The organism is Kitasatospora sp. NPDC088264 (assembly GCF_040685715.1).
GTDB lineage: Bacteria > Actinomycetota > Actinomycetes > Streptomycetales > Streptomycetaceae > Kitasatospora.
In genome coordinates this window covers 45,163-71,250 of the sequence record NZ_JBFBIR010000031.1, presented here as the reverse complement: position 1 = coordinate 71,250, position 26,088 = coordinate 45,163, and the positions used below count along the sequence as shown (strand labels likewise).

General features: G+C 72.5%; 23 protein-coding genes. 7 read left to right on the top strand and 16 right to left on the bottom strand.

Annotated elements, in window-relative coordinates; translation table 11 throughout:
• Nucleotides 1-12: 12 nt before the first annotated feature.
• The 3 genes from AB0O82_RS23465 to AB0O82_RS23455 form a co-directional block, all read right to left on the bottom strand.
• The gene (locus AB0O82_RS23465; RefSeq protein ID WP_363585891.1) at nt 13-918 is read right to left on the bottom strand and encodes a carbohydrate ABC transporter permease; all 906 of its coding nucleotides are present in this window, start codon (nt 916-918) and stop codon (nt 13-15) included.
• Nucleotides 919-958: 40 nt separating this feature from the next.
• Nucleotides 959-1,960, bottom strand: a complete 1,002-nt coding sequence (locus AB0O82_RS23460; protein ID WP_363585890.1) for a sugar ABC transporter permease — start codon at nt 1,958-1,960, stop codon at nt 959-961.
• 109 nt (nt 1,961-2,069) lie between these two features.
• Nucleotides 2,070-3,347: an extracellular solute-binding protein gene (locus AB0O82_RS23455; RefSeq protein ID WP_063350123.1), complete on the bottom strand. Its 1,278-nt coding sequence runs from the start codon at nt 3,345-3,347 to the stop codon at nt 2,070-2,072.
• A 309-nt stretch (nt 3,348-3,656) separates the two neighbouring features.
• Here AB0O82_RS23455 and AB0O82_RS23450 point away from each other — a divergent pair, with 309 nt between their 5' ends.
• Entirely contained in the window at nt 3,657-4,298 is a 642-nt protein-coding gene (locus AB0O82_RS23450) for a GNAT family N-acetyltransferase (protein ID WP_363585889.1), read from the top strand.
• Here AB0O82_RS23450 and AB0O82_RS23445 read toward each other — a convergent pair.
• Together AB0O82_RS23445 and AB0O82_RS23440 are read right to left on the bottom strand one after the other, a co-directional pair.
• Entirely contained in the window at nt 4,291-5,355 is a 1,065-nt protein-coding gene (locus AB0O82_RS23445; protein WP_363585888.1) for an aldose epimerase family protein, read from the bottom strand. The genes AB0O82_RS23450 and AB0O82_RS23445 overlap by 8 nt on opposite strands.
• Nucleotides 5,356-5,536: 181 nt before the next feature.
• On the bottom strand, nt 5,537-8,548 hold the full coding sequence (locus AB0O82_RS23440) for an AAA family ATPase (protein WP_363585887.1): 3,012 nt from the start codon (nt 8,546-8,548) through the stop codon (nt 5,537-5,539).
• Between the two features lie 323 nt (nt 8,549-8,871).
• Between AB0O82_RS23440 and AB0O82_RS23435 the strand changes: the two genes are divergently transcribed.
• From AB0O82_RS23435 to AB0O82_RS23425, 3 genes are all read left to right on the top strand, one after another.
• Nucleotides 8,872-9,819: a terpene cyclase gene (locus AB0O82_RS23435; RefSeq protein WP_350875605.1), complete on the top strand. Its 948-nt coding sequence runs from the start codon at nt 8,872-8,874 to the stop codon at nt 9,817-9,819.
• 269 nt (nt 9,820-10,088) lie between these two features.
• The gene (locus tag AB0O82_RS23430) at nt 10,089-11,612 is read left to right on the top strand and encodes an aldehyde dehydrogenase family protein (RefSeq protein WP_363585886.1); all 1,524 of its coding nucleotides are present in this window, start codon (nt 10,089-10,091) and stop codon (nt 11,610-11,612) included.
• A gap of 248 nt (nt 11,613-11,860) precedes the next feature.
• Nucleotides 11,861-12,184 (top strand): nuclear transport factor 2 family protein, encoded by a 324-nt coding sequence (locus AB0O82_RS23425; protein ID WP_363377241.1) that lies wholly within the window; start codon nt 11,861-11,863, stop codon nt 12,182-12,184.
• 22 nt (nt 12,185-12,206) lie between these two features.
• Here the strand turns inward: AB0O82_RS23425 and AB0O82_RS23420 are convergent, their stop codons facing one another.
• Entirely contained in the window at nt 12,207-13,430 is a 1,224-nt protein-coding gene (locus AB0O82_RS23420) for a serine hydrolase domain-containing protein (RefSeq protein ID WP_363585885.1), read from the bottom strand.
• Between the two features lie 157 nt (nt 13,431-13,587).
• Between AB0O82_RS23420 and AB0O82_RS23415 the strand changes: the two genes are divergently transcribed.
• From AB0O82_RS23415 to AB0O82_RS23405, 3 genes are all read left to right on the top strand, one after another.
• Nucleotides 13,588-14,097: an NUDIX domain-containing protein gene (locus AB0O82_RS23415; protein WP_363585884.1), complete on the top strand. Its 510-nt coding sequence runs from the start codon at nt 13,588-13,590 to the stop codon at nt 14,095-14,097.
• Between the two features lie 33 nt (nt 14,098-14,130).
• A complete protein-coding gene (locus AB0O82_RS23410; RefSeq protein WP_363585883.1) occupies nt 14,131-15,036 on the top strand; it encodes a TetR/AcrR family transcriptional regulator in 906 nt (301 codons plus the stop codon).
• Nucleotides 15,037-15,165: 129 nt separating this feature from the next.
• Nucleotides 15,166-16,884, top strand: coding sequence for a hypothetical protein (locus tag AB0O82_RS23405; RefSeq protein WP_363585882.1), 1,719 nt, complete (start codon nt 15,166-15,168; stop codon nt 16,882-16,884).
• A 140-nt stretch (nt 16,885-17,024) separates the two neighbouring features.
• On the opposite strand, the gene AB0O82_RS23400 is transcribed toward AB0O82_RS23405, so the two are convergent.
• The 10 genes from AB0O82_RS23400 to AB0O82_RS23355 form a co-directional block, all read right to left on the bottom strand.
• Nucleotides 17,025-17,732, bottom strand: coding sequence for a spermidine synthase (locus tag AB0O82_RS23400; RefSeq protein WP_363585881.1), 708 nt, complete (start codon nt 17,730-17,732; stop codon nt 17,025-17,027).
• 85 nt (nt 17,733-17,817) lie between these two features.
• On the bottom strand, nt 17,818-18,909 hold the full coding sequence (locus tag AB0O82_RS23395) for a putative sulfate exporter family transporter (RefSeq protein ID WP_363585906.1): 1,092 nt from the start codon (nt 18,907-18,909) through the stop codon (nt 17,818-17,820).
• Nucleotides 18,910-18,922: 13 nt separating this feature from the next.
• The gene (locus AB0O82_RS23390) at nt 18,923-19,504 is read right to left on the bottom strand and encodes a cysteine dioxygenase family protein (RefSeq protein WP_363585880.1); all 582 of its coding nucleotides are present in this window, start codon (nt 19,502-19,504) and stop codon (nt 18,923-18,925) included.
• A 108-nt stretch (nt 19,505-19,612) separates the two neighbouring features.
• Nucleotides 19,613-20,527, bottom strand: a complete 915-nt coding sequence (locus AB0O82_RS23385; protein WP_363585879.1) for a LysR family transcriptional regulator — start codon at nt 20,525-20,527, stop codon at nt 19,613-19,615.
• Nucleotides 20,528-20,634: 107 nt separating this feature from the next.
• Nucleotides 20,635-21,504, bottom strand: a complete 870-nt coding sequence (locus tag AB0O82_RS23380; protein ID WP_063350111.1) for an amino acid ABC transporter permease — start codon at nt 21,502-21,504, stop codon at nt 20,635-20,637.
• Entirely contained in the window at nt 21,501-22,145 is a 645-nt protein-coding gene (locus AB0O82_RS23375; RefSeq protein WP_363585878.1) for an amino acid ABC transporter permease, read from the bottom strand. The genes AB0O82_RS23380 and AB0O82_RS23375 overlap by 4 nt, the downstream gene beginning before the upstream one ends.
• A gap of 12 nt (nt 22,146-22,157) precedes the next feature.
• Entirely contained in the window at nt 22,158-23,078 is a 921-nt protein-coding gene (locus AB0O82_RS23370) for a glutamate ABC transporter substrate-binding protein (protein ID WP_363585877.1), read from the bottom strand.
• 10 nt (nt 23,079-23,088) lie between these two features.
• Complete coding sequence (locus AB0O82_RS23365) at nt 23,089-23,817, bottom strand: amino acid ABC transporter ATP-binding protein (protein ID WP_363585905.1); 729 nt, start codon at nt 23,815-23,817, stop codon at nt 23,089-23,091.
• 47 nt (nt 23,818-23,864) lie between these two features.
• Nucleotides 23,865-24,110, bottom strand: coding sequence for a LapA family protein (locus AB0O82_RS23360; protein ID WP_363585876.1), 246 nt, complete (start codon nt 24,108-24,110; stop codon nt 23,865-23,867).
• Nucleotides 24,111-24,259: 149 nt separating this feature from the next.
• A complete protein-coding gene (locus AB0O82_RS23355) occupies nt 24,260-26,032 on the bottom strand; it encodes an ABC transporter ATP-binding protein (protein WP_363585875.1) in 1,773 nt (590 codons plus the stop codon).
• Between the last annotated feature and the right edge of the window lie 56 nt (nt 26,033-26,088).

Sequence of the window (26,088 nt, the reverse complement as noted above, 5' to 3'; positions counted from 1 at the left end):
GAGCGAGGAGCGTTACGACTTGGAGGCACCGGCGGTCAGACCGGTGACCAGGTGACGCTGCACCAGGTAGAAGAAGGCTGCCGACGGGATCGCGATCAGCACGGCGGTCGCGGCCATCAGGTTCCACTGGGCGTCGTGCTCGCTGACGAAGGTCTGCAGGCCCACGGCCAGCGTGTACTTGTCGGAGCTGAGCATGAAGGTGGAGGCGAACGGCACCTCGGCCCAGTACGTGAGGAAGGAGTAGAAGGCGGCCACCGCCAGACCCGGGCGGGCGAGCGGCAGCACCAGCCGCCAGAAGGTGCCGAACGGGCTGAGCCCGTCGACCCGGCCGGCCTCGTCGATCTCCACCGGGATGGTGTCGAAGTAGCCCTTCAGCAGCCACGCGCAGTACGGCACGGTGGTGGTCGAGTAGACCAGGATCAGGCCCAGGTAGCTGTCCAGCAGGCCGAGGTCGGAGAGCATCGTGTACATCGGCACGATCAGCACCGCGATCGGGAACATCTGGGTGACCAGCAGCGACCACATCAGCGGCCGGTGGCCGGGGAAGCGCATCCGGGAGACGGCGTAGCCGGTGGTGGCGGCGACCAGGACGCCGAACACGGTGGTGACGCCGGAGACCAGCAGGGCGTTGCCGAACCAGGTGAAGAAGTCCGTGTCGAACAGCACGTGGTGGTAGTTCGACAGCGTGAGCTTGTCGAGGATCGCGCCGGGGTGGAGGTAGTCGGTCTTGTCCGGGCCGAGCGAGACGAAGAGGATCCACGCCACCGGGAACAGCGCGATCAGGCCGGCCACGATCAGGGTGCCGTGGGACAGCGCCCTGGCCAGCAGGCTGCTCTCACCGCGCCGGCGGACCTTGGCCGGCCGGGCGGCCGGGGCCACGGTCGTCGCGGGGGTGGGGAGTTCGGTGGTGGTGCTCATCGGGGGTACCTGCCTTCGTGGGTCAACTGGGTCCGGGGCCTCAGCCGTTGGCCTGCTCGTTGCGGGCGAGCCAGCGCCGGTAGAAGGCGGTGAAGACGATCAGGATGGACAGCAGGATCACGCCGTAGGCGGCGGACTGCGCGTAGTCCCGGGGGATCTGGCCGAAGCCGAGCCGGTAGGCCCAGGTGACCAGCAGTTGGGCGTCGGGCGCACCGGTGCCGAAGAGCAGGAAGATGACGTTGAACTGGTTGAACGTCCAGATCACGCCGAGCAGGACGACGGTGGAGGAGACGGCCCGCAGCCCGGGCAGGGTGACGTACCGGAAGCGCTGCCACGGCGTGGCGCCGTCCATCTCGGCGGCCTCGTACAGCTCGGCCGGGATCGACTGCAGGCCGCCGAGCAGCGAGATCATCATGAACGGCACGCCGGCCCAGGTGTTGACCAGGATCGCGGCGGACTTCTGCGCCCACGGGTCGGTGAGCCAACCGGGTTCGGGCAGGTGGAGGAAGGAGAGCATGCTGTTGACGACACCGCCGTCGGACAGCATCAGTCGCCAGGAGAAGACGGTGACGAAGGTCGGCACGGCCCAGGGCAGGATGAGCAGCATCCGGTAGACGGCGCGGCCGCGCAGCTTCTTGTTGAGCAGCAGGGCGAGGCCCAGGCCGAGGGTGTAGTGCAGGAGGACGCAGATGGCCGTCCAGGCGATGGTCCAGACGAAGTGGGACCAGAAGCGGTCGTACGAGCCGGGGCCCCACAGGATGTCGGCGTAGTTGTGGAAGCCGACGAAGTTGTAGCTGGCCGGGATCTCGTTGACGCCGATCTTGCGGGCGACGTTGAGGCTGTTGGCGTCGGTCAGGGTGAGCCAGAGGCCCTGGACCAGCGGGTAGAGCACCAGCGCACCGAGGACCAGCACCACGGGGGCGATCATCGCGTAGGCGTACCAGTGCTTGGCGTAGGAGCGCTTGACGCGTTCCAGCAGGCCCGGACGCTGCTCGCGCTCCGGGCTGCCCTTGCCGGTGGCGCCCTGCACGGCGACTGACATCGATTGACACCTTCTCGGGGGGAAGTCTCGGGGAGAGCGGGTCCGGCCGCCGGGCCCGCCGGGTGGCCGCCGCCGCGAGAGCGGCGGCGGCCCGGACGGCCGACGGCGACTACTTGGCGAAGCCCGGCAGCAGCTTGGCGTAGTCGGTGGCGACGGTGTTCAGCGCGTCCTGGGTGCCGGTGCCCTGGACGGCCTTGCCCAGGTTGGTGCCGAGCGAGGAGAACAGCGAGCTGTACTCGGGCAGTTCGGGGCGCGGCTTGGCGCTGCCGAGGACGGCCTGGAAGCCGGCGATGCCGGGGTCGGCCTTGACGTCGGCGGTGAAGGCGTCGGAGCGGGTCGGCAGGGTGGAGTTCTTCTGCGCGATGAACGCCTGGCTCTCCGCCGAGGTCATGAAGGCGGCGAACTTCTCGGCGGCGGCCTTGTGGGCCTGGTCGGCACCGGCGTAGACGGAGATGTTGTGCCCGCCGGTGGGCGCACCGGACTTGCCGCTGGAGCCCGCCGGGACGGGCGCGATGCCGAGGTTGTTCTTGTCGGCGAACGCGGCGCCCTTGTAGATGTTGGTGATCTCCCACGGGCCCTGGACGATGGCCGCGACCTTGCCGTTGTTGAAGGCGTCCATCATGTGCGCGTAGGCGTCGGTGGTGACGTCGGCCTTGGCCATGCCGGGCGCGGTGAACATCGTCTTGTAGGTCTCGATGGCCTTGACGGCCTCCGGCGAGGTGACGGTGATCTTCTTGCCGGCGGCGTCGACGGTGTCGGTGCCCTCGCCGAACAGGAACGGCATCGCGTAGTAGCCGTCCGCGGCCTTCAGCCAGAAGCCGTCGACACCGGCCTTGTCCTTGAGCGCGGCGGCGTCGGTCTTCAGCTCGTCCCAGGTCTTGGGGGCGTCGGTGATGCCGGCCTTGGCGAACAGCTCCTTGTTGTAGAGCAGGCCCAGGGTGTCGGTGACCAGCGGCACGCCGTACAGCTTGCCGTCGAACTTGGCCTGCTGGATCAGGCTGGGCTGGAAGGCGGAGGTGTCGGCGACGGCCGGGGTGCCGTCGAGCGGCTCCAGGTAGCCGGCCTTGGCGAAGGCGGCGGTCCAGCCGACCTCGGAGCGGAACACGTCCGGAGCACCCTTGGCCCCCATGGCGGTCTGGAGCTTGTTCTGCGCCTGGTCGAACGGGACGTTGACGAAGTCGACCTTGACGTTCGGGTTGGCGGCCTCGAACTTCTTGACCAGCTCCTGGTAGTTCGGCGCCTCGTTGGTGGCGTTCGAGGTGTCCCAGTAGGTGAGGGTGACCGGCCCGTCGGCCTTGCCGTTTGAGCTGGAGCCGCTGCTGCCACAGGCAGCCATCGAGACCGCGAGGGCCACAACGAGGGCAGAGGCCGCGATGCCACGCCGCATGAGAACTCCTTGGGAGGGTGGGGGTGCCCGAGATCTTCGGAGACAGGCGCATAATGGCTGCCTCGTGCCGACTGCACCGTTGCTGCCGTCGGGCTCGGAAGGAAGTTAACAGCGGTGCAATAGCGACGGAAAGTCCTTGCAGCAAGTTTCTGCAAGAAACGGCGATCGTTACGCCCACGTGTCCTGGACGTAGCCGCACGGTAGTTGACAGTGCGACCAAATGTCCGGGTTCACCCGTTTCGATCCGGTACCGGATGGCCGAGAGCACCACCATCCCTGGCCGAAAACCGCTTGCAGCAGACTGAACGCATGCGTATCAGAGCCGCCATGAGGGACGAACTACCGCTGCTGTGCGAACTGGAGCGGGCCGCCGGGGCCCCCTTCGCCGCGATCGGCATGCCGGAGATCGCCGACGACGAACCACCGGCCCCGCACGAGCTGGCCCACTACCTGGACGCGGGCGTCGCCCTGGTCGCCGTCCCCGACGCGACCGACCTGCCCCACGGGACCGACCTGCCCGACGCGGCCGACCTGCCCCACGGGACCGACCTGCCCCAGCAGCCCGGTCCCGGTCCGATCGCCGGCTACCTGCTCGCCGAGCCGGTGGACGGCGCCCTGCACATCGAACAGGTGTCGGTCCACCCCGACCACGCCCGCCGGGGCATCGGCCGGGCACTGATCGAACACCTCGCGGCCGGCACCGACGCCCCCGCGCTCACCCTCACCACTTTCGCCGACGTCCCCTGGAACGCCCCCTACTACGCCCGCTGCGGCTTCCGCCCGCTCGCCGACCACGAGCTCACCCCGGGCCTGCGGGAGATCCGCCGCAAGGAGGCCGAGCACGGTCTCGACCGCTGGCCCCGGCTCTGCATGCGCCGGGACCTCGCACGGGACCCCCGGCAGGACCCCCAGCGGGACCTCACCCCGGACGCGCCCGGAGCGCTCAGCTGACGCCCAGCCGCAGCACGGTCGTCGAGCGGAACTCCTCCCCCGGCCGCAGCACGGTGCTCGGGAACGCCGGGTGGTTCGGGGAGTCCGGGAAGTGCTGGGTCTCCAGCGCGATCCCGGCGAACGGCCCGTACGGGACGCCGCTCGCGCCGGTGACCGCGCCCTGGAACTTGTTGGCCGTGTAGACCTGGACGCCCGGCTCGGTGGTCAGCACCTCCAGGGTGCGCCCGCTGACCGGGTCCTCCAGCAGCGCCGCCCGGGCCGGGCCGCCGTCGGCCGGCCGGGCCCGGAGCACCCAGTTGTGGTCGTAGCCGCCGGGCCCGGCCAGCTGCGGGTGGTCGTCGTGCACCGACTTGCCGATCGGCGTGGCCACCGTGAAGTCGAACGGCGTGCCGGCCACCGGTTCGGTCCGCCCGTACGGGATCTGCCGCTCGTCGGCCGGGGTGTAGGCGTCGGCGTCGAGGGTGAGCAGGTGGCCGAGGACGTCGCCGTTCCCTTCACCCGCAAGGTTGAAGTACGCGTGGTTGGTCAGGTTGACCACGGTCGGCTTGCTGGTGGCGGCGCGGTAGGCGATCACCAGCTCGCCGGCCGGGTCCAGGGTGTAGGAGACGGTGACGTCCAGCGCACCGGGGAAGCCCTGGTCGCCGTCCGGGCTGTGCAGCCGCAGCCGCACCCCGCCCTCGATCCCGTCGGCCTCCCAGATCCGCTGCGCGAAGCCGTCCGGCCCGCCGTGGATGGTGATACCGCCGCCGGTCGGGGCGAGCGGGTGCTCCTCGCCGTCGATGGTGATCCTGGAGCCGTCGATCCGGTTGGCGTACCGGCCGACCACGGTGCCGTAGTGCCGGGCCGGGCCGAGGATCTGCGTCAGCTGGTCGGTGGAGAGCAGCAGTTGGGCGGGGCGCCCGGCGCGGTCCGGGCCGGTGAGGGTGTGCAGGGTGGCGCCGAGGGTGAGCACGCTCGCCTCGTACGGGCCGGCGGAGAGCGTCCAGCGCTCGATCGCGGCGCCCACGCCCGAGGGGTCGAGGGGTTCGTGCCGCACGCTGGTGGCCTCGCTCGCCATGGCCTGCTCCTCACTGGCGGTCGCGGGTGCCGTGACCGCCCCGGTTCCGGGTCCGTCCAGGGGGTCGCCGCGGCGACCCCCACGTCTGCGTCAGCCTAGCGACGGCGACCGCCCCGGGAGCGCTCCCGTGCCTCCGCGCGCCGCCCGGGCGCCCGCCGCCCACGCGCCCGGGCCGCCACGGCTACTCCTCCTCGGGCTCCGCCCCCGGCCGGGTGGCCCCGCGCGGCTGCGTCGGCAGCCCAAGGGCGGAGGCCAGGCCGTCCGGCCCGCTGCCCGCCTTGCGGTAGACCGCGGCCAGTCGACGGTTGACCAGGCTGAGGTGCACGCCGAGCTCGTCGGCGATGCGCTGCGGCGGCACGCCCTGCACCGCGAGGTTGGCGACCTCCCACTCGGGCTGGCTGAGCGTCTCCCGGAAGTCGCGCAGCCCCAGCCGGTTGGGCCGCAGGCCGTAGTTGGCCAGCTCCCGCCGCGCCTGGTCGACCAGCCCCTCGGCCGAGCAGTGCTGGGCCAGTTCAATGCCCTGGTACAGGTACTCCTGCGCGTCCTCCAGCCGCCCGACCCGGCGCAGCGCGGCGCCGAGGTCGACCAGCGCGACGGCGTGCTCGTACCCGGCCGGCGACTGGCCGAGGTACATCACGGCCTGCTCCAGCAGTTCGACCGCCTGCTGGCCGTCCTCGATCTGGGCGTTCAGCCGCAGCGCGGTGCCGATCGCCGAGGCGGTGCCGAAGGTACGGGCGTCCTGGACGGCCTTGTGGGCGTACTCGCGGGCCCGGTCGGGCTCGTCGGCCGCGATCGCGATGGCGAGGTGGCCGGCCCAGGGCGCCCATACGGTGTTGTGCCAGCCGCGGGCCTCCAGTTGGGCGCCGGCCTCGGTGAGTGCGGCGGCCGCCCCGGCGTAGCGCTTCTTGGCGATCAGCAGCTTGCCGTACAGCGAGGGCGCGTCGGGCAGCACCATCGCGGTCGCGTGGTACGGCGGGTGGAAGCCGAACTTGACGGCGAGTTCCCAGGCCTCCTCGGTCCGGCCGCGGGCGAGCAGGGTGTCCACCAGGACGCCGACGGCGTCCCAGGCGAGCGGCAGCTTGGGGCCGATCCGCTCGGACAGTCGCAGCGCGCGGCGCAGGAAGTCCTCGGCCTCGGCGAGCAGGCCGCGGCGGAAGCGGGCGAGGCCCATCAGGAAGTACGCGAAGCCCCGGTGGGCACCGCTCCACCCGGCGACCTCGAACTGGATGATGGCGTCCGCGAACAGCCGCTCGGCCTGGGCGATGCGGTCGTTGTAGGTGTAGGTGAGGCCGAGCATGGAGGGCAGTTCGAAGCCCCAGGTGCTGTTGGTCCAGCCGAGTCCCTTGGGCAGTCGGCCTGCGTCGAGGACCGAGTCGGCGTAGGTCAGAGCCTCGGCGGAGGGGGCGCCGCGCAGGGTGAGGTCCCAGGCGCGCATCGCGAGGACGGCCCGGTCGGCGGCGTCGCGGGTGCTGAGGCCGTCGCACATGAGGCCGAGCCGGGTGGAGCGGCCGGGCCCGTCGTCCTCGGACTTGCGGAAGGCGTGCCACATGAACGAGGCTGCCTGGAGCCGGAGTCGGCCGGCCGGGTCGGCGGTCTGCTCGGCCTCGTCCTGGCAGACCACCGCGGCCTGGCGCAGTTCGCCGCTGTGTGCGAGCACCTCGGAGAGCCGGAAGGTGGCGTCGACCCGCAGTTCGGGGCGCAGCGGCCCCTCGTCGGGGTCGAGGGCGAGCTTGAGCTGGTTGACGGTGGCGACGGGGTCGGTGAGCAGCGCGGAGCAGCCCAGTTCGTACAGGACCTCGGCGCGGATGTCGTCGGCCGGGGGTTCGTTGAGGGCCCGGTGCAGGCAGCGCTGGGCGGCTTCGGGAGCGCCGATCAGCAGGTGTTCGACGGCGGCCCGGCGCAGTTTGCGGACGGTCTTGTCGTCGCCCTCGCCGGAGAAGGTCTCGACGAGGTGGCGGGAGGCGGCGAGCAGGCCGAGTCCGGCGTTCTCGATCTCGGCGGCGGCGACGCCGTGCATGCCGGTGCGGGTGGCCTCCGGCATGGTGTTGTAGATCGAGCTGCCGATCAGCGGGTGGACGAACTCCAGGTTGCCGTTGGGGGTCTGGGTGAGCACGCGCTGCTTGCGCAGCTGCTTGATGGCGTCGCGGGCGCCCTCGGTGGTCTGGGCGCAGATCCGGGTGGCGAGGTCGACCCGGATGTCGGTGCCGAGCATCGCGCAGGCCCAGGCGAAGCGCAGGGTGCCGGAGCCGAGCCGGTCGATCCAGCTCTTGAGGGTCATTCCGGTGGCGTCGACGGCGAGTTCGCGCAGTTGTTGGGAGTTCTCCTCGACCGGTTCGAGGTCCTGGTCGCGGACCTGGTCGAGCAGGGCGACGGCTTCGAAGGGGTTGCCGTTGACGACGTTCCAGAACTCGTAGCAGAAGGCGTCCTCGGCCTTGTCGCCGAGTTCGGCGCGGATCATGTCGGTGACGGAGACCAGCGAGAGCCGGTTGAGCTCGTGCTTGCTGGTGGCGAGGCCGAGGACGGCCTTGCGGTGCTGCTGGATCTCGGTCGGCCAGTCGTTCTCGTCCTCGCGGAAGGCGAAGACGAGCAGGACGGGCAGTTCGCGGGAGCGGACGGCGAACTGGGTGAGCCAGGAGAGCGACTCGTGGTCGCCCCAGTGCAGGTCGTCGACGATCATGACCAGCGGGGCCCGGCGCGGCGCGAGTTGGGTGAGGACGTAGTCGAGGCCGTCGCGCACGCCCTGGGGGTCGAGGCGGCGGGCGCCGGCCTTGGGCCGCTTGAGGCCCATGGCCGGTCCGACGACCTCCTCCCAGGTGCCCATGACCTGGCGGAACTCGTCGGGCTCCAGGCTGGTGAGGAGGGGTTGGAGGAGCTGGCGCAGCACGTGGTAGGGCTCGTTGAACTGGCGTTCGCCGCCGCGGGCGAACAACACGGTGGCGCGGTCGCGGAGTTTGGCGACCCGTCGGACCTCGTGCAGCAGGCTGGTCTTGCCGATGCCGGGGCGGCCGGAGAAGGCGAGCAGTTCGCCGATCTCGGTGCCGCCGGCCGCGAATTCGCAGCAGAGTTTGTCGACGGCCGTTTCGACGGAGCGCAGTTCGGCGTCGCGGTCGCGCAGCCTGACCCTCGGCGAGGTGCTGTCGCCGTCCCGGCCGGAACCTGATCCCGTCCGAAGTTCGTTGTCCTGCTCGGTCACCGTCGTGCCTCCGCCTCGCCACTCGCGTCACAGCCCGTGTCGCTGCTCGCATCACTGCCCGTGGAGCCGAGGTTAGCGCTGCGTGGCACTCACTGTGGGGCATTCGCGCAGGCTGGGGCGGACGGTGAGGGTTCGGACGCCTTGCCAAGGGCAATTGCCCTATACCCCTAACGTCCGATCATTACATCAGATACCCTACGGCCCGCGAGGCGAAGATGATCTTTCGCTACCACCCTCTCCCCGGAAGCCTCGCCGCGTCAACTCCCCCCACACCGAGCGTTCGAACCACTAGTGCCCCCACCCTTCGCCGCACCGGGAGTCCGATGTCTGACGACACCTCACTTCAGATTCCGTTCCCGCACCGCCGCAGCCCGCACGGCCCGCAGGCCACCGCACTGCACCGTGACTGGCTGGTCCGCCACCCGCTGCTCCCCGACGTCGACCACCCCGGGTACGCCCACTGGGAGGTGGTCGACCTCGCCGCCCTCGGCTACCCCGACACCGGCCCGGACGAACTCTCCCTCGCCGCCGACCTGATGGGCTTCTACTTCCTCTTCGACGACCAGTTCGACGGCCCGCTCGGCCGCCGCCCGACGGAGGTCGCCCCCATCTGCGAGCGGCTGATCGCCGTCCTGCACGGCGCCCGCCCCGACCAGGACTCGCCGGTCGAGACCGCCTTCGCCGACCTCTGGGACCGCAGCGTGCGCGGCATGCCCGCCCGTTGGCAGGCCCGCGCCGCGTACAACTGGGAGTGGTACCTGGCCAGTCACCCCGCCGAGGCCGCCGGCCGCATCTCCACCCGGCCACCCGACCGCGACGGCTACCTGGTGCTCAGACGAGGCACCGCGGCGATGGAGACCATCTTCGACATGGTCGAACGCCTCGGCCAGTTCGAGGTCCCCGCCGCCGTCCTGCACCACCCGGTGCTGCGTCAACTGCGCCAGCTGGCCGCCGACATCCCCTCGCTCAGCAACGACGTCCGGTCGTTCCCGCTGGAAGCCCCGCGCGGCGACGTCAACAACCTGGTGATGATCGTCCAGCGCGAGCGCCGCTGCTCGGCCGAGGAGGCCTGCGCGGTGGTGCTGGAGGAGGCGCAGCTGATGGTCGAGCGCTGCCGGGACCTGCACGGCCGACTGCCGGACGTCTACCGGGAGTTGGGGCTCTCCCGAGTCGAACGGACGATCGCCCAGCGGTACGCGGACGGGCTGGTCACCTGGCTCGCCGGCTACCTGTACTGGGAGTCCCGCACCGGCCGCTACCACGCGGTCTGACACCGTCCCGACCGGAGCGCGGAGACACGGTGCGCGCCCCCGCGCGACGGCCGGAACGCGCACCCTCCGTACGGGCCGGGCGCACGGACCGTAGCCGCGCCCCGCGCCGGGTGGCTATCGTGCTCGACGGCGGACGCCCCGGCGGGCCTCCGCCCCGAATTGCGTGTCCGCACCCTCCCGCCGGGCCGCCCCGCGCCGGGCGCGGCCCGGCGCGCCGCCCCCGCCACCCGGTCCGGGCGGCGCCCGACGTCGCGAGGAGACACCAGAGCATGACGGTCTACCAGCCCCCCGGCACGCCCGGCAGCATCGTCGCCTACCGCTCCCGGTACGAGCACTGGATCGGCGGCGGCTGGACCCCGCCGGCGCGCGGCGAGTACTTCGGCGACCCGACCCCGGTCACCGGCGAGGTGTTCACCGAAGTCGCCCGCGGCACCGCCGAGGACATCGAGGCCGCGCTGGACGCGGCCCACGCCGCCGCCCCCGGCTGGGGCCGCACCCCGCCCGCCGAGCGGGCCCAGGTGCTGCTGCGGATCGCCGACCGGATGGAGGCGAACCTGGAGCGGCTGGCCGTCGCGGAGAGCTGGGAGAACGGCAAGCCGGTGCGCGAGACGCTGGCCGCCGACCTCCCGCTCGCGGTCGACCACCTGCGCTACTTCGCGGGCGCGCTGCGCGCCCAGGAGGGCGGCCTGTCCCAGCTGGACGAGGACACCGTGGCGTACCACTTCCACGAGCCGCTGGGCGTGGTCGGCCAGATCATCCCGTGGAACTTCCCGATCCTGATGGCGGTCTGGAAGCTCGCCCCGGCGCTCGCGGCCGGCAACGCGGTGGTGCTCAAGCCCGCCGAGCAGACCCCGGCCTCGGTGCTGCTGTGGGCCGAGCTGACCGCCGACCTGCTGCCGCCCGGCGTGGTCAACATCGTCACCGGCTTCGGCGAGGAGGCCGGCGCCCCGCTGGCCTCCAGCAACCGCATCCGCAAGATCGCCTTCACCGGCGAGACCACCACCGGCCGGCTGATCGCCCGCTACGCCAGCGACAACCTGATCCCGGTCTCGCTGGAACTCGGCGGCAAGAGCCCCAACCTGTTCTTCGCGGACGTCGCCGACGCCTCGGACGCCTTCTACGACAAGGCGGTCGAGGGCTTCGCGATGTTCGCCCTCAACCAGGGCGAGGTGTGCACCTGCCCCAGCCGGGCGCTGATCCAGTCCTCGGTCTACGAGCGGCTGCTCGCCGACGGTCTGGAGCGGGTGCGCGCGATGCGCCAGGGCGACCCGCTGGACACCGAGACCCAGGTCGGCGCGCAGGCCAGCGCCGAACAGCTGAAGAAGGTCCTCTCCTACTTCGAGATCGGCCAGGCCGAGGGCGCCAAGCTGCTGGCCGGCGGCGAGCGGGCCGACCTCGGCGGCGCCCTGGCCGGCGGGTACTACGTGACGCCGACGGTGTTCGAGGGCGTCAACAGCATGCGGGTCTTCCAGGAGGAGATCTTCGGCCCGGTCGTCTCGGTCACCCGCTTCGAGGACTTCGCCGAGGCGATCAGCCTCGCCAACGACACCCAGTACGGGCTCGGCGCGGGCGTCTGGACCCGCGACCTCAACACCGCCCACCGCGCCGGGCGCGCCATCCAGGCCGGCCGGGTGTGGACCAACTGCTTCCACGCCTACCCCGCCCACGCGGCCTTCGGCGGCTACAAGAACTCCGGCATCGGCCGGGAGAACCACAAGGCGCTGCTGGAGCACTACCAGCAGACCAAGAACCTGCTGGTCAGCTACTCCCCGGACGCGGTCGGCCTCTTCTAGGCCACGGCCTTCACGAAACACGGAGCGGGAGACCGGTCCCGGCCTCCCGCTCCGCCGCCACTCCCCGTGGCCGCACCGCGAACGCCCGCTGGGACGTCCACGCTGCGCAACCCTCCGTAGGGCAAAACGCCCATTTCGGGATCTAAGCACATGAATGCGCGATTTTCTCGACGCGCCGCCGACATGCCCGAACACACCCGGCGAACGCCGTAAACAGGACTCCCCGTCCCTCACCCCCGGGAGTCCCGATGACCATCTCCCCCGCCAAGCTCTCCGACCCCACCGTGCGCGCCTTCGTCGCCGCGGTCAACGCGGGCGACCGCGACGCCTTCCTGGCCACCCTCACCCCGGACGCGACCATGTCCGACGACGGCTCCGACCGCGACCTGCCCCAGTGGATCGACAAGGAGATCTTCACCGTCCGCGGCCGGATGGACGTCCAGACCGAATCGGACGGCGGCCACGCGCTGATCGCCAACTTCACCAACGACACCTGGGGCGAGATGCGCACCGCCTGGCGCTTCACCCTCACCGGCCCCAAGATCACCCGCTTCGAGACCGGCCAGGCCTGACGGCTCGGGACCGGGCCCGCCGCTACCCGGACAGCCCCAGGCACCCCCGCACCGCGCGGATCAGGTTGCGCGAGCGGATGTCGCCGGTGACACCCGGCTGCATGCCGTTGGTGACGTAGCCGAAGCCCAGCCCGAGCTCCGGGTCGGCGAAGCCCAGCGAGCCGCCCCGGCCGGGGTGGCCGAAGCTCGCCGGGGAGGCCATCGGGGCGGTCGGGCCGTGCCGCCAGAAGCCCAGGCCGAAAGTGGAGTTGACGATCAGCACCCGGTCCGGCCCGCTCACCTCGGGCCCGGCCGCGCGGGTCAGCACCCCGGGCGCGAGCAGCGGCGGCAGCAGCGCGCCGGAGCCGTCCGGGCGGTCGGCGGCGCCGATCAGCGCCGCGTAGAACCGGGCCAGCGAGCGGGCGGTGCCGATGCCCCCCGCGCCGGGGATCTCGGCGGCCTGCACCGCCGGGTCGTTGAGGTCCACCCCGGGGCGCACCGAGGCGAAGGACCGCGCGGTCAGCGAGGCCGGGTCCTGGTAGGCGTCCCGGACGGACTGCTTGGGTCGCAGTCGCAGCCCGCTCGGCCCGGTCCGGGCCGCCTCCGGGGCGGGCAGGTCGACCAGCCGGCCGACCCTCGGCGCGGCCCCGGCCGGCAGCCCGATCCACAGGTCCAGCCCGAGCGGCCGGGCGATCTCCTCGGCGAAGTACTGGCCGATCGTGCGCCCGCTCACCCGCCGCACCACCTCGCCGACCAGCCAGCCGAAGGTGTACGGGTGGTAGCCGTGCGCGGTGCCCGGCTCCCAGGCGGGCGCCTGCGCGGCCACCGCGGCCGCCGCGCGCTCCCAGGTCAGCACGTCCTCCAGCCGCAGCGGCACGTCCAGCGCGGGCACCCCGGCCTGGTGCGACAGCAGCCAGCGCACCGGCACCCCGCCCTTGCCGGCCTGCGCGAACTCGGGCCAGTAGGAGGCCACCGGGGCGTCCAGGTCGAGCAGGCCGCGCTCGGCCAGCAGCAGCGCGGTGGCCGCGGTCAGGCCCTTGGTGACCGAGCGCAGCACCTGGGCGGTGTCCGCCGTCCAGGGCACCGCCGGCGCGGGCCGCCCGCCGACCTCGGGCCGGGCGTCACCGCCCCACAGGTCGACCACCTTGCGGCCGCGCGCGTACAGCGCGAAGGCCGCGCCCAGTTCGCCGTACTCGCGGAAGTTCCGCGCGAAGGCCTCCCGTACGGGCTCGAACCCCTCGGCCGTCTCTCCCCAGATCTCCACCACCGCGCGCCGCCCTCAGCCTGTCCGGTTCCCGCGTTCCCGCCCGCGTCGGATCGCACACGAATCGCATGCGCATCACAGTGCGCATCACATGCGAATCGAGCTCGGATCGCACTCGAAAAGCGTTCGAAGCGGGCCCCGAAACCCTAACCTGTCCATCATGACCAACCCTGCCGAAGAACTGCTGGACGTCGTCGACGAGCACGACCGGGTGATCGGGACGGCGCTGCGCGGGGAGGTGTACCGGCAGGGGCTCACCCACCGGTGCGTCTTCATCCTGGTCCGCGACCCGGCCGGGCGGATCTTCGTCCACCGCCGCACCGACACCAAGCTGTTCGCCCCCGGCGCGTACGACATGTTCGTCGGCGGCGTGGTCGGCTCCGGCGAGACGTACGCCGAGGCCGCCGTACGCGAGGCCGAGGAGGAGCTCGGCGTGCACGGGATCAGCCCGCGTCCGCTCTTCAAGTTCCTCTTCCGGCAGGACCGGCTCTCCTGGTGGAGCGACATGTACGAGGCCGAGTGGGACGGCCCGGTCCAGCCGCAGGAGTCCGAGGTCGCCTGGCACGCCTGGCTCACCCCCGCCGAGCTCGCCGACCGCCTCGCCCGCGACCACTTCGTCCCCGACGGCCGCGAGGCCTACCGCCGCTACCTGGACCTCCACGCCGCGTAGGCCCCGCCCCGGACGGCGGATAGGGTGGCGCGCATGGCCTCCCGTACGCCGTCGCCGACGGCCGCCCGCGCTGCACGGACCCCCGCCCCGGAGCAGGCACCGGCCCGGGCGGCGGGCCAGGCGCCGGACCGGGCACCGGCCCGGGCGGCTGCCGGTGAGCGGCCGCGCCGCAGGCTCAGCGTGGACGAGCGGCGCGAGCAGCTGATCGCCGTCGCGCTGGAGCTGTTCAGCCGCCGCCCGCCGGAGGAGGTGTCGATCGACGACATCGCCGCCGCCGCGGGGGCCTCCCGGCCGCTGGTGTACCACTACTTCCCCGGCAAGCAGGCGCTGTACGAGGAGTCGCTGCGGCGGGCCGGGCGGGAGCTCTCGGCGCGCTTCGAGGAGGCCGCCGACGGGCCGCTGTCCGAGCGGCTGTACCGGGTGATGGGCCGCTATCTGGACTTCGTGCAGAGCCACGGGCCCGGCTTCGCGGCGCTGCTGCGCGGCGGCTCGGTGGCGGCCAGCGCGGGCACCTCGGCGGTGATCGACGAGGTGCGGCGGGCCGCCCACGACCAGATCCTCTCCCACCTGGCGATCCCCGCGCCGAGCCCCGGGCTGCGGCTGACCGTCCGGGCCTGGATCGCCAACGCCGAGATCACCTCGCTGGAGTGGCTGGCCGAACGCTCGGTGCCGCTGGAGGACCTGCAGCTGCACCTGGTGCAGGAGTTCGTCGCCTCCCTCACCCTCACCGCCGCCCGGGAGCCGGCGCTCGCCGCCGAACTCGCCTCGTTCTTCGCGGACGAGCGTCCTGACGGCCCGACCGGGCGCCTGGTGCGGGAGCTCGCCGGACTGTTCGCCGTCCCCGGGATCGCCGAGGCGGTCACCGCGCTCGCCACCGCACCGTCCGGCGAAACGTCCCCGCAGGCCACGGGCGAAACGGCCGCGGCTCCCATCGGGTGATCCGCCGGTTCGGTCCCGACAGCGGGCTCTGATAGGAATGAGCACGGATCCGACGGCACGCCGCCACGGCGCGCGCGGACCCACCCGAACCAGCGGACCGCAGACGCAGCAGAGCGGGGGGCTCAACAGTTGACCCAGGACGTCCAGTTCAGCGCGGAGGCCAATCCCTTCGCGGCGGCGGAGCAGGTCTGCGCGACCCTCGGCACGCTCACCGACGCCCTCTTCGACGAGCGCACCTCCCGCCATCCGGCGGCCTCGCTCAGCGCCCTACGTCCGGCCGAACACCCCGCCTCAGAGGCGCTGTTCGGCCTCCCACTGGCCCCGAACGGCCCGGTGCACGCGGCCGTGGACCGGCTCGGCACGGTGCTCACCGCCGGCACGGCCCGCCCCGGTACCGGCGCCCGGGTCGCCGACCGGGTGACCACCGCCCTCCACACCCGCTACGGCGGCGGGGCGGTGCGCGGCGCGATCGCCGACCGGGGCACCACCTCGGCCGCGCTGTTCCAACTGCCGGTCACCGGCGAATTCGCCGACCCCAAGCTGCGCCCTCCGTTCGCCCCGGCGCTGGCCGCGCTGGCCGCCGGGCAGCAGACCCGCCAGCCGGTCGAACTGGCCACCGGCGCGGGCGCCGAGGTCCGGCTGGTGGTCCCGCCCGGCTTCCACCCGCTGACCTCCCCCGGTGGTCCCGCCGGGGTCTGCTCCCGTACGGTGCCCGCGCCGGCGGGCGGGGCGGACGGCGTCGACCCGGCCACCGCCGCGGCCGCCGAGGAACTGACCGGGCATCTGGCCGAGGTCGCCGAGGAGCTGTTCAGCGGTGACGGTCCGGAGCAGCGCCGCGACTTCGCGGTCATCTCCGCCACCCTCGCCGACCTGGTCCACGACGCCGGCACGGTCTACGCCGGCGTCTGCGCGCTGGACGTGGACGGCCGGGCCTCCGACGCCGCCCTGGTCGTCTCGCTCGCCCGGCACCCGCTGCCGATCACCGCGCTCGCCACCGAGCTCGCCACCGTCCGGCGGCACGCCGAGGTGTGGACGGTCCTGCTGCCGGCCGGGCCGGCCGCCGTCCTGGTCGAGGGACGGACCGTCCCGGTGCCGGGGCCGCTGTCCGCCGACGGGCAGCGGCGCTGGGTGGTCACCTCGGCGGTCGAGGCCTTCGTCCCGCTGCCGGACGGCGGCACCGTGCTCTGCGTCCAGCTGTCCACGGCGCAGCCGGAGGACTGGGACCTGTACACGCAGGCGTTCGCGGAGCTGCTGAAGAGCGTTCAGTTCGGCTGGGACGGGGAGGTGTCCGGCGCCGTGCGCGCGCCCGTGCCCGCCACGCCTGCCGCCGCTCCCACTCCCGCTCCCGTCGAGAAGGAGCCGGAAGAGGCGCCGGCGCAGCTCCCGCCCGAGGACTTCAACCCGTTCGCGCCCGTCGCGGAGGCCTCCCCGGCCGACGCCGAGCCACAGGCGGCGCCGGCCAGGCGGAAGGGCACGCCGGTCATGGTGCCCCCGCCGGACTTCAACCCCTTCGCCCCGGAAAGCCTCCCGTCCACCCCGGACACGTCCCCGGCGGCGGCCGCCCCGGCCACCGACCCGTTCGGCACGGTGACGGCCGACCAGTCGGACCCGTTCGGCACCACGCTCGCGGCGCAGGGCCCGGCCGTCCCACCGCCGCCCTCCGCACCGCCGGCCGTTCCCGCGCAGGTTGCTCCCGCGCAGGACGCCCCGCGGAAGGGCACGCCGGTCATGGTGCCTCCGCCGGACTTCAACCCCTTCGCCCCGGAAAGCCTCCCGTCCACCCCGGACGAAGCGACGGAGACCGACGCGGCGGAGGCTTCGGGCCCGGAGACCAGGCCGTTCGGCTGAGCCCCGACCACTGCCCCTCCGCCAGGATCCAACCGCAGGATCGACAGGAGGCCGCGACAACGCGACGCCGAAAGCCGGCAGTTGACCGCCATTGTGGACAACGCCCGGACGCGACAGGAAGGTTGGGAGGCCCTACGCCGTCAGCCAGCGCGCCGGGCCAGGTGGACCACGTCCGGCACGCCGCGGCTGACCGGGATCTCGTGCGTGACGACGTCGGAGAAGCCCGCCGCCCGCAGTGCCTCCTCGAAGTCCGCGGAAGGCTGCGCGCTCCACACCGCCAGCACCCCGCCCGGCTGCAGCCGGTGCCAGAGCACCGCGAGCCCGTCGGCGCCGTACAGCCCGGCGTTGGAGTCGGTGACGGTCCAGTCCGGGCCGTTGTCGATGTCGAGGCACAGCGCGTCGTAGCGCTCGCCGTCGGCAGCCGCCAGGTACTCCAGCAAGTCGGTGTGGAGGACCTGGACCCGCTGGTCCTCCAGCGCGCCGCCGGAGAAGGCGCCGAGCGGCCCGCTCCGGTGCCAGTCGATGACGGCGCTCTCGCGCTCGACGATGGCGATCCGCCCCCAGCGCGGCTCGGCCGCCGCGTACGCCAGCGAGAAGCCGACGCCGAGGCCTCCGATCAGCACCGAGGGCTCCGCGGGGGCGCCGGTGCGGTCCAGTTCGTCCAGCGCCGCCTGGATCAGCAGGCGTTCGGAGCGGCCGTCGGCGGTGTCCATCAGGAAGCAGCCGTTGGCGATGATCTCGAAGTGCCGGCCGCGCCGGCGCAGCACCACCTCGCCGAACGGGCCGTCCCGCCGGTCGAGCGTGACGACGGCCTCGTGAGCGTCCCGTTCGGGCAGTGCGGTGGACATGCGGCTTCCTCAGCGGACTCGGGTGCAGGAGCGTCCCGGCGGACGAGTACCCGCCCGACAATAGCCGAGTCCGCCCCTGCGCCCGTCACGTCGTGACCAGCACCCCGGCGTAGGAGACGCCCGCGACGACCACCCAGGAGCCGAGCCCGAGCAGGGCGAGCCGCCCGCCGGTGCGGACCATGGTCGGCAGGTGCACGGCGCTGCCGAGGCCGAACAGCGCGGCGGCCAGCAGCAGTTCCTGGGCGTCCCCGGCGAGGGTGAGCGCCCGCTCCGGAAGCACCCCGGTGGTCCGCAGCACGATCATCGCGAGGAACCCCGCCACGAACAGCGGGACGATCGGCGGGCGGCTGCCGATGGTGCCCGGGTTCTTCGCAGGGCCTTCCCCCGACTCCTGGCCGGCCCCGACGACGGCCTCCCCGGCCCGTCGCGCCCGGCGCCGTACCGCGACGGCCATCCCGGCGACCAGCGGCGCCAGCAGCACCACCCGCATCAGCTTGACCAGGACGGCCTCCCGCAACGCGCCCGCCCCGCCGGTCTGCGCGGTGGCGACCACCTGCCCGACGTCGTGCACGCTGGCGCCGACCCACCGCCCGAACTCCACGTCGCCCAGCCCGAACGGCTGCTGGAGCAGCGGCAGCACGGCGATGGCCAGCGTCCCGCACAGGGTGACCAGGGCCACCGAGGCGGCGACGTCCTCCTCCTCGCTGCCGGCCGCCTGGCTGACCGCGCCGATCGCCGAGGCTCCGCAGATGGAGTACCCGGTGGCGACCAGCAGCGGCTGGTCGCCCGGCAGGCCGAGCCGCCGGCCGAGCCAGAGCGTTCCGGTGAAGGTGGCCGCGACCACCGCGAGCACCATGGCGACGGTGGCCCAGCCGAGGCCGAGCACGTCGTCCAGGCTGAGCTTGAGCCCGAGCAGGACGATCCCGAGCCGCATCAGCCGCTTGCCGGCCATGGACAGCCCTGGCCGGGCCACCCCGCGCACCACCGGGCGCAGCGCGGGCAGGTGGGCAGCCGCCATGCCGAGCACGACGGCTGCGGTCAGCTTGGGCACGGCGGGCACGGCCGCGTGGACGGCGATCGCGGCGGCCACCCCGGCCGCCGCGAGCAGCAGGCCGGGGGCGTCCCCGCCGAGCGGGGGCAGTGAGCGGGTGCGCGTGGCGCGCTCCCGGAGGGTCAGTGCCACGCCGCCCTCACTGCTGCTGGTCGGCGGGCAGCCGGTAGACGCGCCGGATGCTGGTGCCGAGCCGCGAGACGTCCGCGCCGTAGACGTGGATGGAGATGGCGGTGCTGTTGCAGGCGTTGCGCACCAGGTGGATGTCACCGGGCGGGGCGAAGGCGGCGACGGTGCCGGCCGGGCCGGCGACGTGCTCGGTCTCGACGAGGTGGGCGGTGCGGCCGTCGGAGACCAGCCGGTAGCGGGTCTCGCTCTCCTGGCCCTGGTGGACGCCGGCCACGCACCAGGAGACGTGGTCGTGGATCGGGGTCTGCTGGCCGGGCAGCCAGACCAGGGCGACGACGGAGAAGCCGCCGTCCTCCTCGGCGTGCAGGACGTGCTGGCGGTAGCGCGTCGGGTCGCCCTCGCGCTGGGCGGGGGTGAGCAGCGCGTCGGGCCCGTCGGGGTCGGCGCGCAGGTGCGGGGCGAGGCGTTCGCCGACCAGGTAGGCGGTGAGTTCCGGGGGCAGTCCGCGGTCCACGACGGCACGGATCTCGCCGATCAGGGCGGTCATCCGCTCGGTGAGCCGGTCGCTGCCGACCGTGGCTGGGGGTGTCATGCCAGCAGGTTCGGCTGCACCGACCTATCACGTCCAACGATGGTTCTTAAGCTTCCCCCCAACTTCAGCTTATGAATCGCCCCGGTGAGCACCCACCGGAGCCACGACTCAGCACCCGATCCGGCTCGCCGCCGCCCGCCGCAGGTGGTCCAGCACCAGCCCGGTGGCCGGTATCCGCCGGTGCTCGCGCAGCACGTACGCGCTCACCTGCCGGCGCAGGTGCGGTTCGACGGCCCGCCCGGTGACCTTGCGGTGGCACATGAAGGAGAGCACCAACGCGGGCATCAGCGCGATCCCGACCCCGGCGGCGACCAGGCTCTGCACCGCGAGGTTGTCGTCCGTGGAGAACACGATGTCCGGCGCGAAGCCCTCCTCCGCGCAGACGTTCAGCAGGTTGGCCCGGCAGCGCGGGCACCCGGCGATCCAGCGCTCGCCGTCGAGGTCGGCGAGCCGAACGGCGTGCCGACGGCCGAGTGGGTGTCCGACCGGCAGCAGCACGGTGAGCAGGTCCTCCATCAGCGGGATCTCGTCCAGCCCGTCGGGCACCTCGGTCGCGCCGCCGGGGTAGCGGAAGGCCAGCGCGATGTCGCACTCCCCGCGCAGCAGTCGCTGGACGGAGTCCGGCGGTTCGGCCTCCAGCAGCTCGACCCGCACACCGGGATGCTCGGCGAGCAGCCGGGCCATCGCCTCGGGTATCAGGGTGGCGTTGGCGCTGGGGAAGGCGCAGACCCGCACCCGCCCGGCCCGCAGCCGGGCGAGCGCGGCGAGCTGCTGCTGGGCGGCGGAGAGGCTGCCGAGGATCAGTTCGGCGTGCCGGGAGAGCGCCTCGCCCGCCTCGGTGAGCCGCAGTCCGCGCCCGGCCCGGGTGAACAGCGCGACGCCGACGGTGCGTTCGAGCGCCTTCATCTGCTGGGTGATGGCGGGCTGGGTGTAGCCGAGCTCGCGGGCGGCGGCCGAGTAGGAGCCCGCCCTGACGACCTCGTGGAACGTCCTGATGTGCCGCGAGTCGAATACCGGCTCCATGGCCCTCCCCCGGTCGTCGTCGTCGAACCTCCGCAATCATAAGAGGAAATTGGAGATGCCCGCTCTATCCCCACCCACACCTATGGTTCAGGATCGAACCAGGCCTCTCACTGCTGCGCGGACGGCGGCAGCCCCATCGCCACCCCGGCCTTGACCACCGGCGCCCCGCCCCGCATGCTCGGGCTGCGCCGACTGCGGCGCTCGACCCAGCGGGCGAGCCAGGAGAGCAGCAGGCACATGCCGATGTAGATCGGCGCGATCACGATCACCACCGGGATGAACGGCAGGTCGTAGTCGAGGTTGGTGGCGATCAGCTTGCCCGCGTGCAGGAACTCCTCGTAGGTGATCAGGAAGCCCAGCGAGGTGTCCTTGAGCGCGACCACCAGTTGGCTGATGATGGCCGGCAGCATGGCCCGGTTGGCCTGCGGCACCAGCACGTACGTCATCACCTGGGTCTTGCGCAGGCCGAGCGCGTAGGCCGCCTCGCGCTGGCCCTTGGGCACCGCGAGCACGCCAGCCCGGAAGACCTCGGCCAGCACCGAGCCGTTGTACAGCACCAGCCCGGCCACCAGCGCCCACAGCGGCTGCACCTTGAGCGCGACGAAGACGAAGAAGATCATCACCAGCAGCGGCATGGCCCGGAAGAACTCCACCACCACCGTGGAGAGCACCCGCACCACCTTGTGGTCGGACAGCCGCCCGGCCGCGAACAGCGCGCCGAAGGGCAACGCGAACAGCACCGTCCAGCCGAAGGCCTTGAGGGTGTTGCCGAGCCCGCTCAGCAGCAGGTCCTGGACGCCCCGGTACTCGAAGGGCATCCACTTCTGGTACGTGAACTGGTGGGTGTGGAACAGCATGTAGACGATCCAGCCGATCAGCGCCGCGATCAGCAGCAGCGCGATCCCGCCGTACAGCCGGTGGCGGGCGAGCGCCTTCGGACCGGGGATGTCGTACAGCGCCGAGGATCCAACGGTCATCGCGACACCGCCACTCGTCGTTCCAGCAGGTTGAAGACGGCGCTGACGGCCAGGGTGATGATCAGGTAGCCGACGGCGATCCAGACGAAGGTCCAGATGATGCTGTAGCCCAGTTCGTTGATCGTCCGGTAGGTGCCGAGCAGTTCGGTGACGCTGAACGAGCCGGCGATCGCCGTGTTCTTCGCCAGCGCGATCATCACACTGCCGATCGGCGCGACCACCGACCGGTACGCCTGCGGCAGCACCACCACGCTCATCGTCTGCCCGAAGCTCATGCCCAGGCTGCGCGCCGCCTCCCCCTGCCCCGCCGGCACGGTGTTGATGCCCGAACGCATCGCCTCGCAGACGAAGGCCGAGGTGTAGCAGCTGAGCGCGGCCACCGCGAAGACGAAGAACGGCAGCGTGATGTTGAAGCGCGGCAGGCCCAGCACCACTATGAAGAACAGCAGGGTCAGCGGCGTGTTGCGCAGCAGCGTCACCCACGCCGTCCCGAACACTCGCAGCGGCCGGACCGGCGAGACCCGGAAACCCGCGATCATCACTCCCAGCACCAGCGACAGCACGGCGCTCACCGCGAACAGCGAGAGCGTGCCGAGGAAGCCGTCCCAGTAGGTCGACCAGTTGTCGGTCAGCGTTTTCACGGCGCGGCCCTCTCAGTACCGGTCGATCGGCGGCGGTGTCGGCGCCGGCTCCCCGGACAGGCCCAGGGTCGCGTCGTAGGCCTTCTTCCAGTCGCCGTTCTGTTCGTTCTGCGCCAGCGCGTCGTCCAGGGCCAGGCGCAGCACGGTGTCGTTCTTCGGAGTCCCGATCCCGTACGGCTCCTGGGAGAACAGCGGGCCGACCACCTTGAGCTCGTCCGGCACCTTGGCCGCGTAGCCCAGCAGGATCGCGTTGTCCGTGGTGACGGCGTCCACCTGGCCGGTGATCAGGTTGTCCACGCAGGCCGAGTAGGTGTCGTAGCCGATCAGCTTCGCCTTCGGGTACTGCGACTGGATGCGCTGGTACGGGGTCGAGCCGGCCGCCGAGCAGACCTTCTTGCCGTCCAGGTCCTGCGGGCCGTGGATGGTGTTGTCGTTCCTGCGCACCAGCAGCGACTGCCCCGCGACGAAGTACGGCCCGGCGAAGCCGACCAGCTTCTTCCGGTTGTCGTTGATGGTGTAGGTGCCGACGTAGAAGTCCACCTGGCCGTTCTGCAGCGCGGTCTCGCGGTTGGCCGAGGCGATGGTCTTGAACTCGATCCGGTCCGGCGGGAAGCCGAGGTAGGCGCCGACCATCTTGGCGATCTCGATGTCGAAGCCGGAGTACACGCCGGTGGCCGGGTTCTTCTCGCCCAGGTACGGCTGGTCCTCCTTGGCGCCGACCACCAGGTGGCCCCGGCTCCGGGCGGCGTCCAGGGTCGGCGAGCCGGTGATGGAGGCGGCGTCGCGCACCTGGTAGCTGGGCAGCGCGCTCGCCTGCGGGCCCTTGGGCGGCGGGGTGCCGGGCTTGCCGCAGCCGGCGGCCAGCACGGCGAGCAGCAGGACGGCGGCGAGCACCGTCCGGCTCCGGGCGGCGGGCGTGGTCTTCCTCGTCACGGGCGCCGCCTCAGTGCTTCAGGATCTTGGACAGGAAGTCCCGGGCGCGCTCGCTCTCCGGAGCGCTGAAGAAGTCCTCCGGGGCGCGGTCCTCGACGATCCGGCCGTCGGCCATGAAGACCACCCGGTTGGCGGAGGCCCGGGCGAAGCCCATCTCGTGGGTGACCACGACCATCGTCATGCCCTCGTGCGCGAGCTGGCGCATGACGTCCAGCACCTCGTTGATCATCTCGGGGTCGAGCGCCGAGGTCGGCTCGTCGAACAGCAGTGCCTTCGGGTCCATCGCCAGCGCCCGGGCGATCGCCACCCGCTGCTGCTGGCCGCCGGAGAGCTGGGCCGGGTACTTGTCGGCGTGCGCCTCCAGCCCGACCCGCTCCAGCAGGGCGCGGGACTTGGCGTCCGCCTCCGCCCGGGGCCGGCCGCGGACCTTGATCTGCGCGAGCGAGACGTTCTGCAGCACGGTCTTGTGCGCGAACAGGTTGAAGGACTGGAACACCATGCCGACCTCGGCGCGCAGCCGGGCCAGCCCCTTGCCCTCCTCGGGCAGCGGCTCGCCGTCGATCAGGATGGTGCCGTCCTCGATCGGCTCCAGGCGGTTGATCGCCCGGCAGAGCGTCGACTTGCCGGAGCCGGACGGTCCGATGACCACGACGACCTCGCCGCGGCCCACGGTCAGCTCGATGTCCTGGAGGACGTGCAGGTCCCCGAAGTGCTTGTTGACGCCGCGCACCTCGATCAGCGGCGTGAAGGCCGAGGGCCCCGCCTGGGCCGGCCCGGGAGCGCTGGTCACCGGCCGCGACGCCCCTTCAGCAGCCAGCCCAGCGCGCCGCCGGCGAGCAGCGTGGCGAGCAGTGCGATCCAGAGCGGCGCGGTAACGGTGAACACCCAGAACTGGATCTTCACCTTGTCGAGGTTCGCGAACAGGAACCACACGGCGAGGACGACGAGGACGCCGATCCCGATGTACCGGGTGGGGATCCCAGCGATCTCGCTGCGTTTGGAGCCGGACGAGCCGTCCGAAATCTTGGTCACCGGAGCAGTCTGCGGGCCGGGGCTCCGATTTGCCCGGTTACGCGCCCTGATGGGTGAGGTAGTAACCCGCACGGGGCAATCCGGCCCCGTGCGGGTTTGAAGTGCCGTACGCGTCAACGGCGCCGTACGGGTTCAACGGCGCCGGCCCGCTACCGCTCGTCCCGCCAGGAGCGCCAGAGCGCCGCGTACGGGCCGCCGGCCGCGACCAGCTCCGGGTGGCTGCCGTACTCGCTGATCCGGCCGCCCTCGACCACCGCGATCACGTCCGCGTCGTGCGCGGTGTGCAGCCGGTGGGCGATGGCGATGACCGTGCGGCCCTCCAGCACCCGGGCGAGCGAGCGCTCCAGGTGCCGGGCGGCGCGCGGGTCCAGCAGCGAGGTGGCCTCGTCCAGCACCAGGGTGTGCGGATCGGCCAGCACCAGCCGGGCCAGCGCCAGCTGCTGGGCCTGCGGCGGAGTCAGCACGGTGCCGCCGGAGCCGACCTCGGTGTCGAGGCCGTGCGGCAGCGCGTCCACCCAGCCGCCGGCGTCCACCGCGTCCAGCGCGGAGCGCAGTTCGGTGTCCTCGGCCCCGGGCGCGGCCAGCCGCAGGTTGTCCCGCAGGGTGCCGACGAAGACGTGGTGCTCCTGGTTCACCAGGGCGACCTCCGCCCGCACCCGCTCGGCCGGCATCCGCGCCAGTGCCGCCCCGCCGAGCGTCACGCTGCCGCGCCCGGGAGCGTAGATCCCGGCCAGCAGCCGCCCCAGCGTGGACTTGCCCGCCCCGGACGGCCCGACCAGCGCGACCCGGGTGCCCGGCGCGACGTCCAGGCTGATGCCGTGCAGGACGTCGGCGCCCTCCCGGTAGCCGAACCGGACGTCCCGGGCCTCGACCCGGCGGCCGTCCGGGTGGCTGGACTCGTCACCCTCGTGCTCCGGCACCTCGCGGACGCCGACCAGCCGGGCCAGCGAGGCCTGGCCGATCTGCAGTTCGTCGTACCAGCGCAGGATCAGGTCGACCGGACCGGTCAGCATCTGCGCGTACAGCACTCCTGTGGTCAACTCGCCGACGGTGATCCAACCCTTGAGGGTGAACAGCCCACCGAGCAGCAGGGTGGCCAGCACCGCCGAGGAGTAGAACGCGTCGATGGTCGGGAACCAGACCGAGCGCAGCCACAGGGTGTAGCGCTCCCAGGCGAGCCACTCTCCCAGCTTGCGGTCCGTCAGGGCGATCCGCTGGTCGCCCAGGCGCAGCGTCTCCACCGTCCGCCCGGCGTCCACCGTCTCGGCCAGCACGGTGTTCACCGCGGCGTACCCGGCCGACTCGTTGCGGTAGGACTGCGGCGCGCGCTTGAAGTACCAGCGGGAGCTGACCAGCAGCAGCGGCAGGCCGACCAGCGAGGTGAGCGCGAGCAGCGGCGAGGTGACCAGCAGGGCGCCGATCACCAGCAGCAACGACACGATGGCGACGGCGAGTTCGGGCACGGCCTCGCGCACCGACTTGTCCAGCCGGTCGATGTCCGTGGTGCCCCGGGAGACCAGGTCCCCCGTGCCGGCCCGCTCCAGCACGCCGGTGGGCAGCGCGACCGAGCGGACCAGGAAGTCCTCGCGCAGGTCGGCCAGCACCCGCTCGCCGAGGACGGCACCGCGCATCCGGGACCAGCCGGTGAAGGCGGACTGCACCACCAGCGCCAGCAGGTACCAGCCGACCGCGACCGCGATGGTGGCCTCGGCGGTGCCGGTGGCCAGCGACTCGACCAGGCTGCCGAGCACCCAGGGGCCCACCAGCCCGGCCACGGTGGCCACCGAGTGCAACCCCACCACCGCGGAGAACCCGCCGCGGTGGCGCCGGGCGAGCAGGCGCAGGTAGGCGCGCACGGCCGCCGGTGAGCCGACCGGCAGGGTGGTGGCCGGCCCCTGCTCCTCATGGACGGGGGGCTTCATGACGTGCTCCTCAGGTGTGCGGCGGGTCGGGCGGGACGGACGGCGCGGGTGCCCAC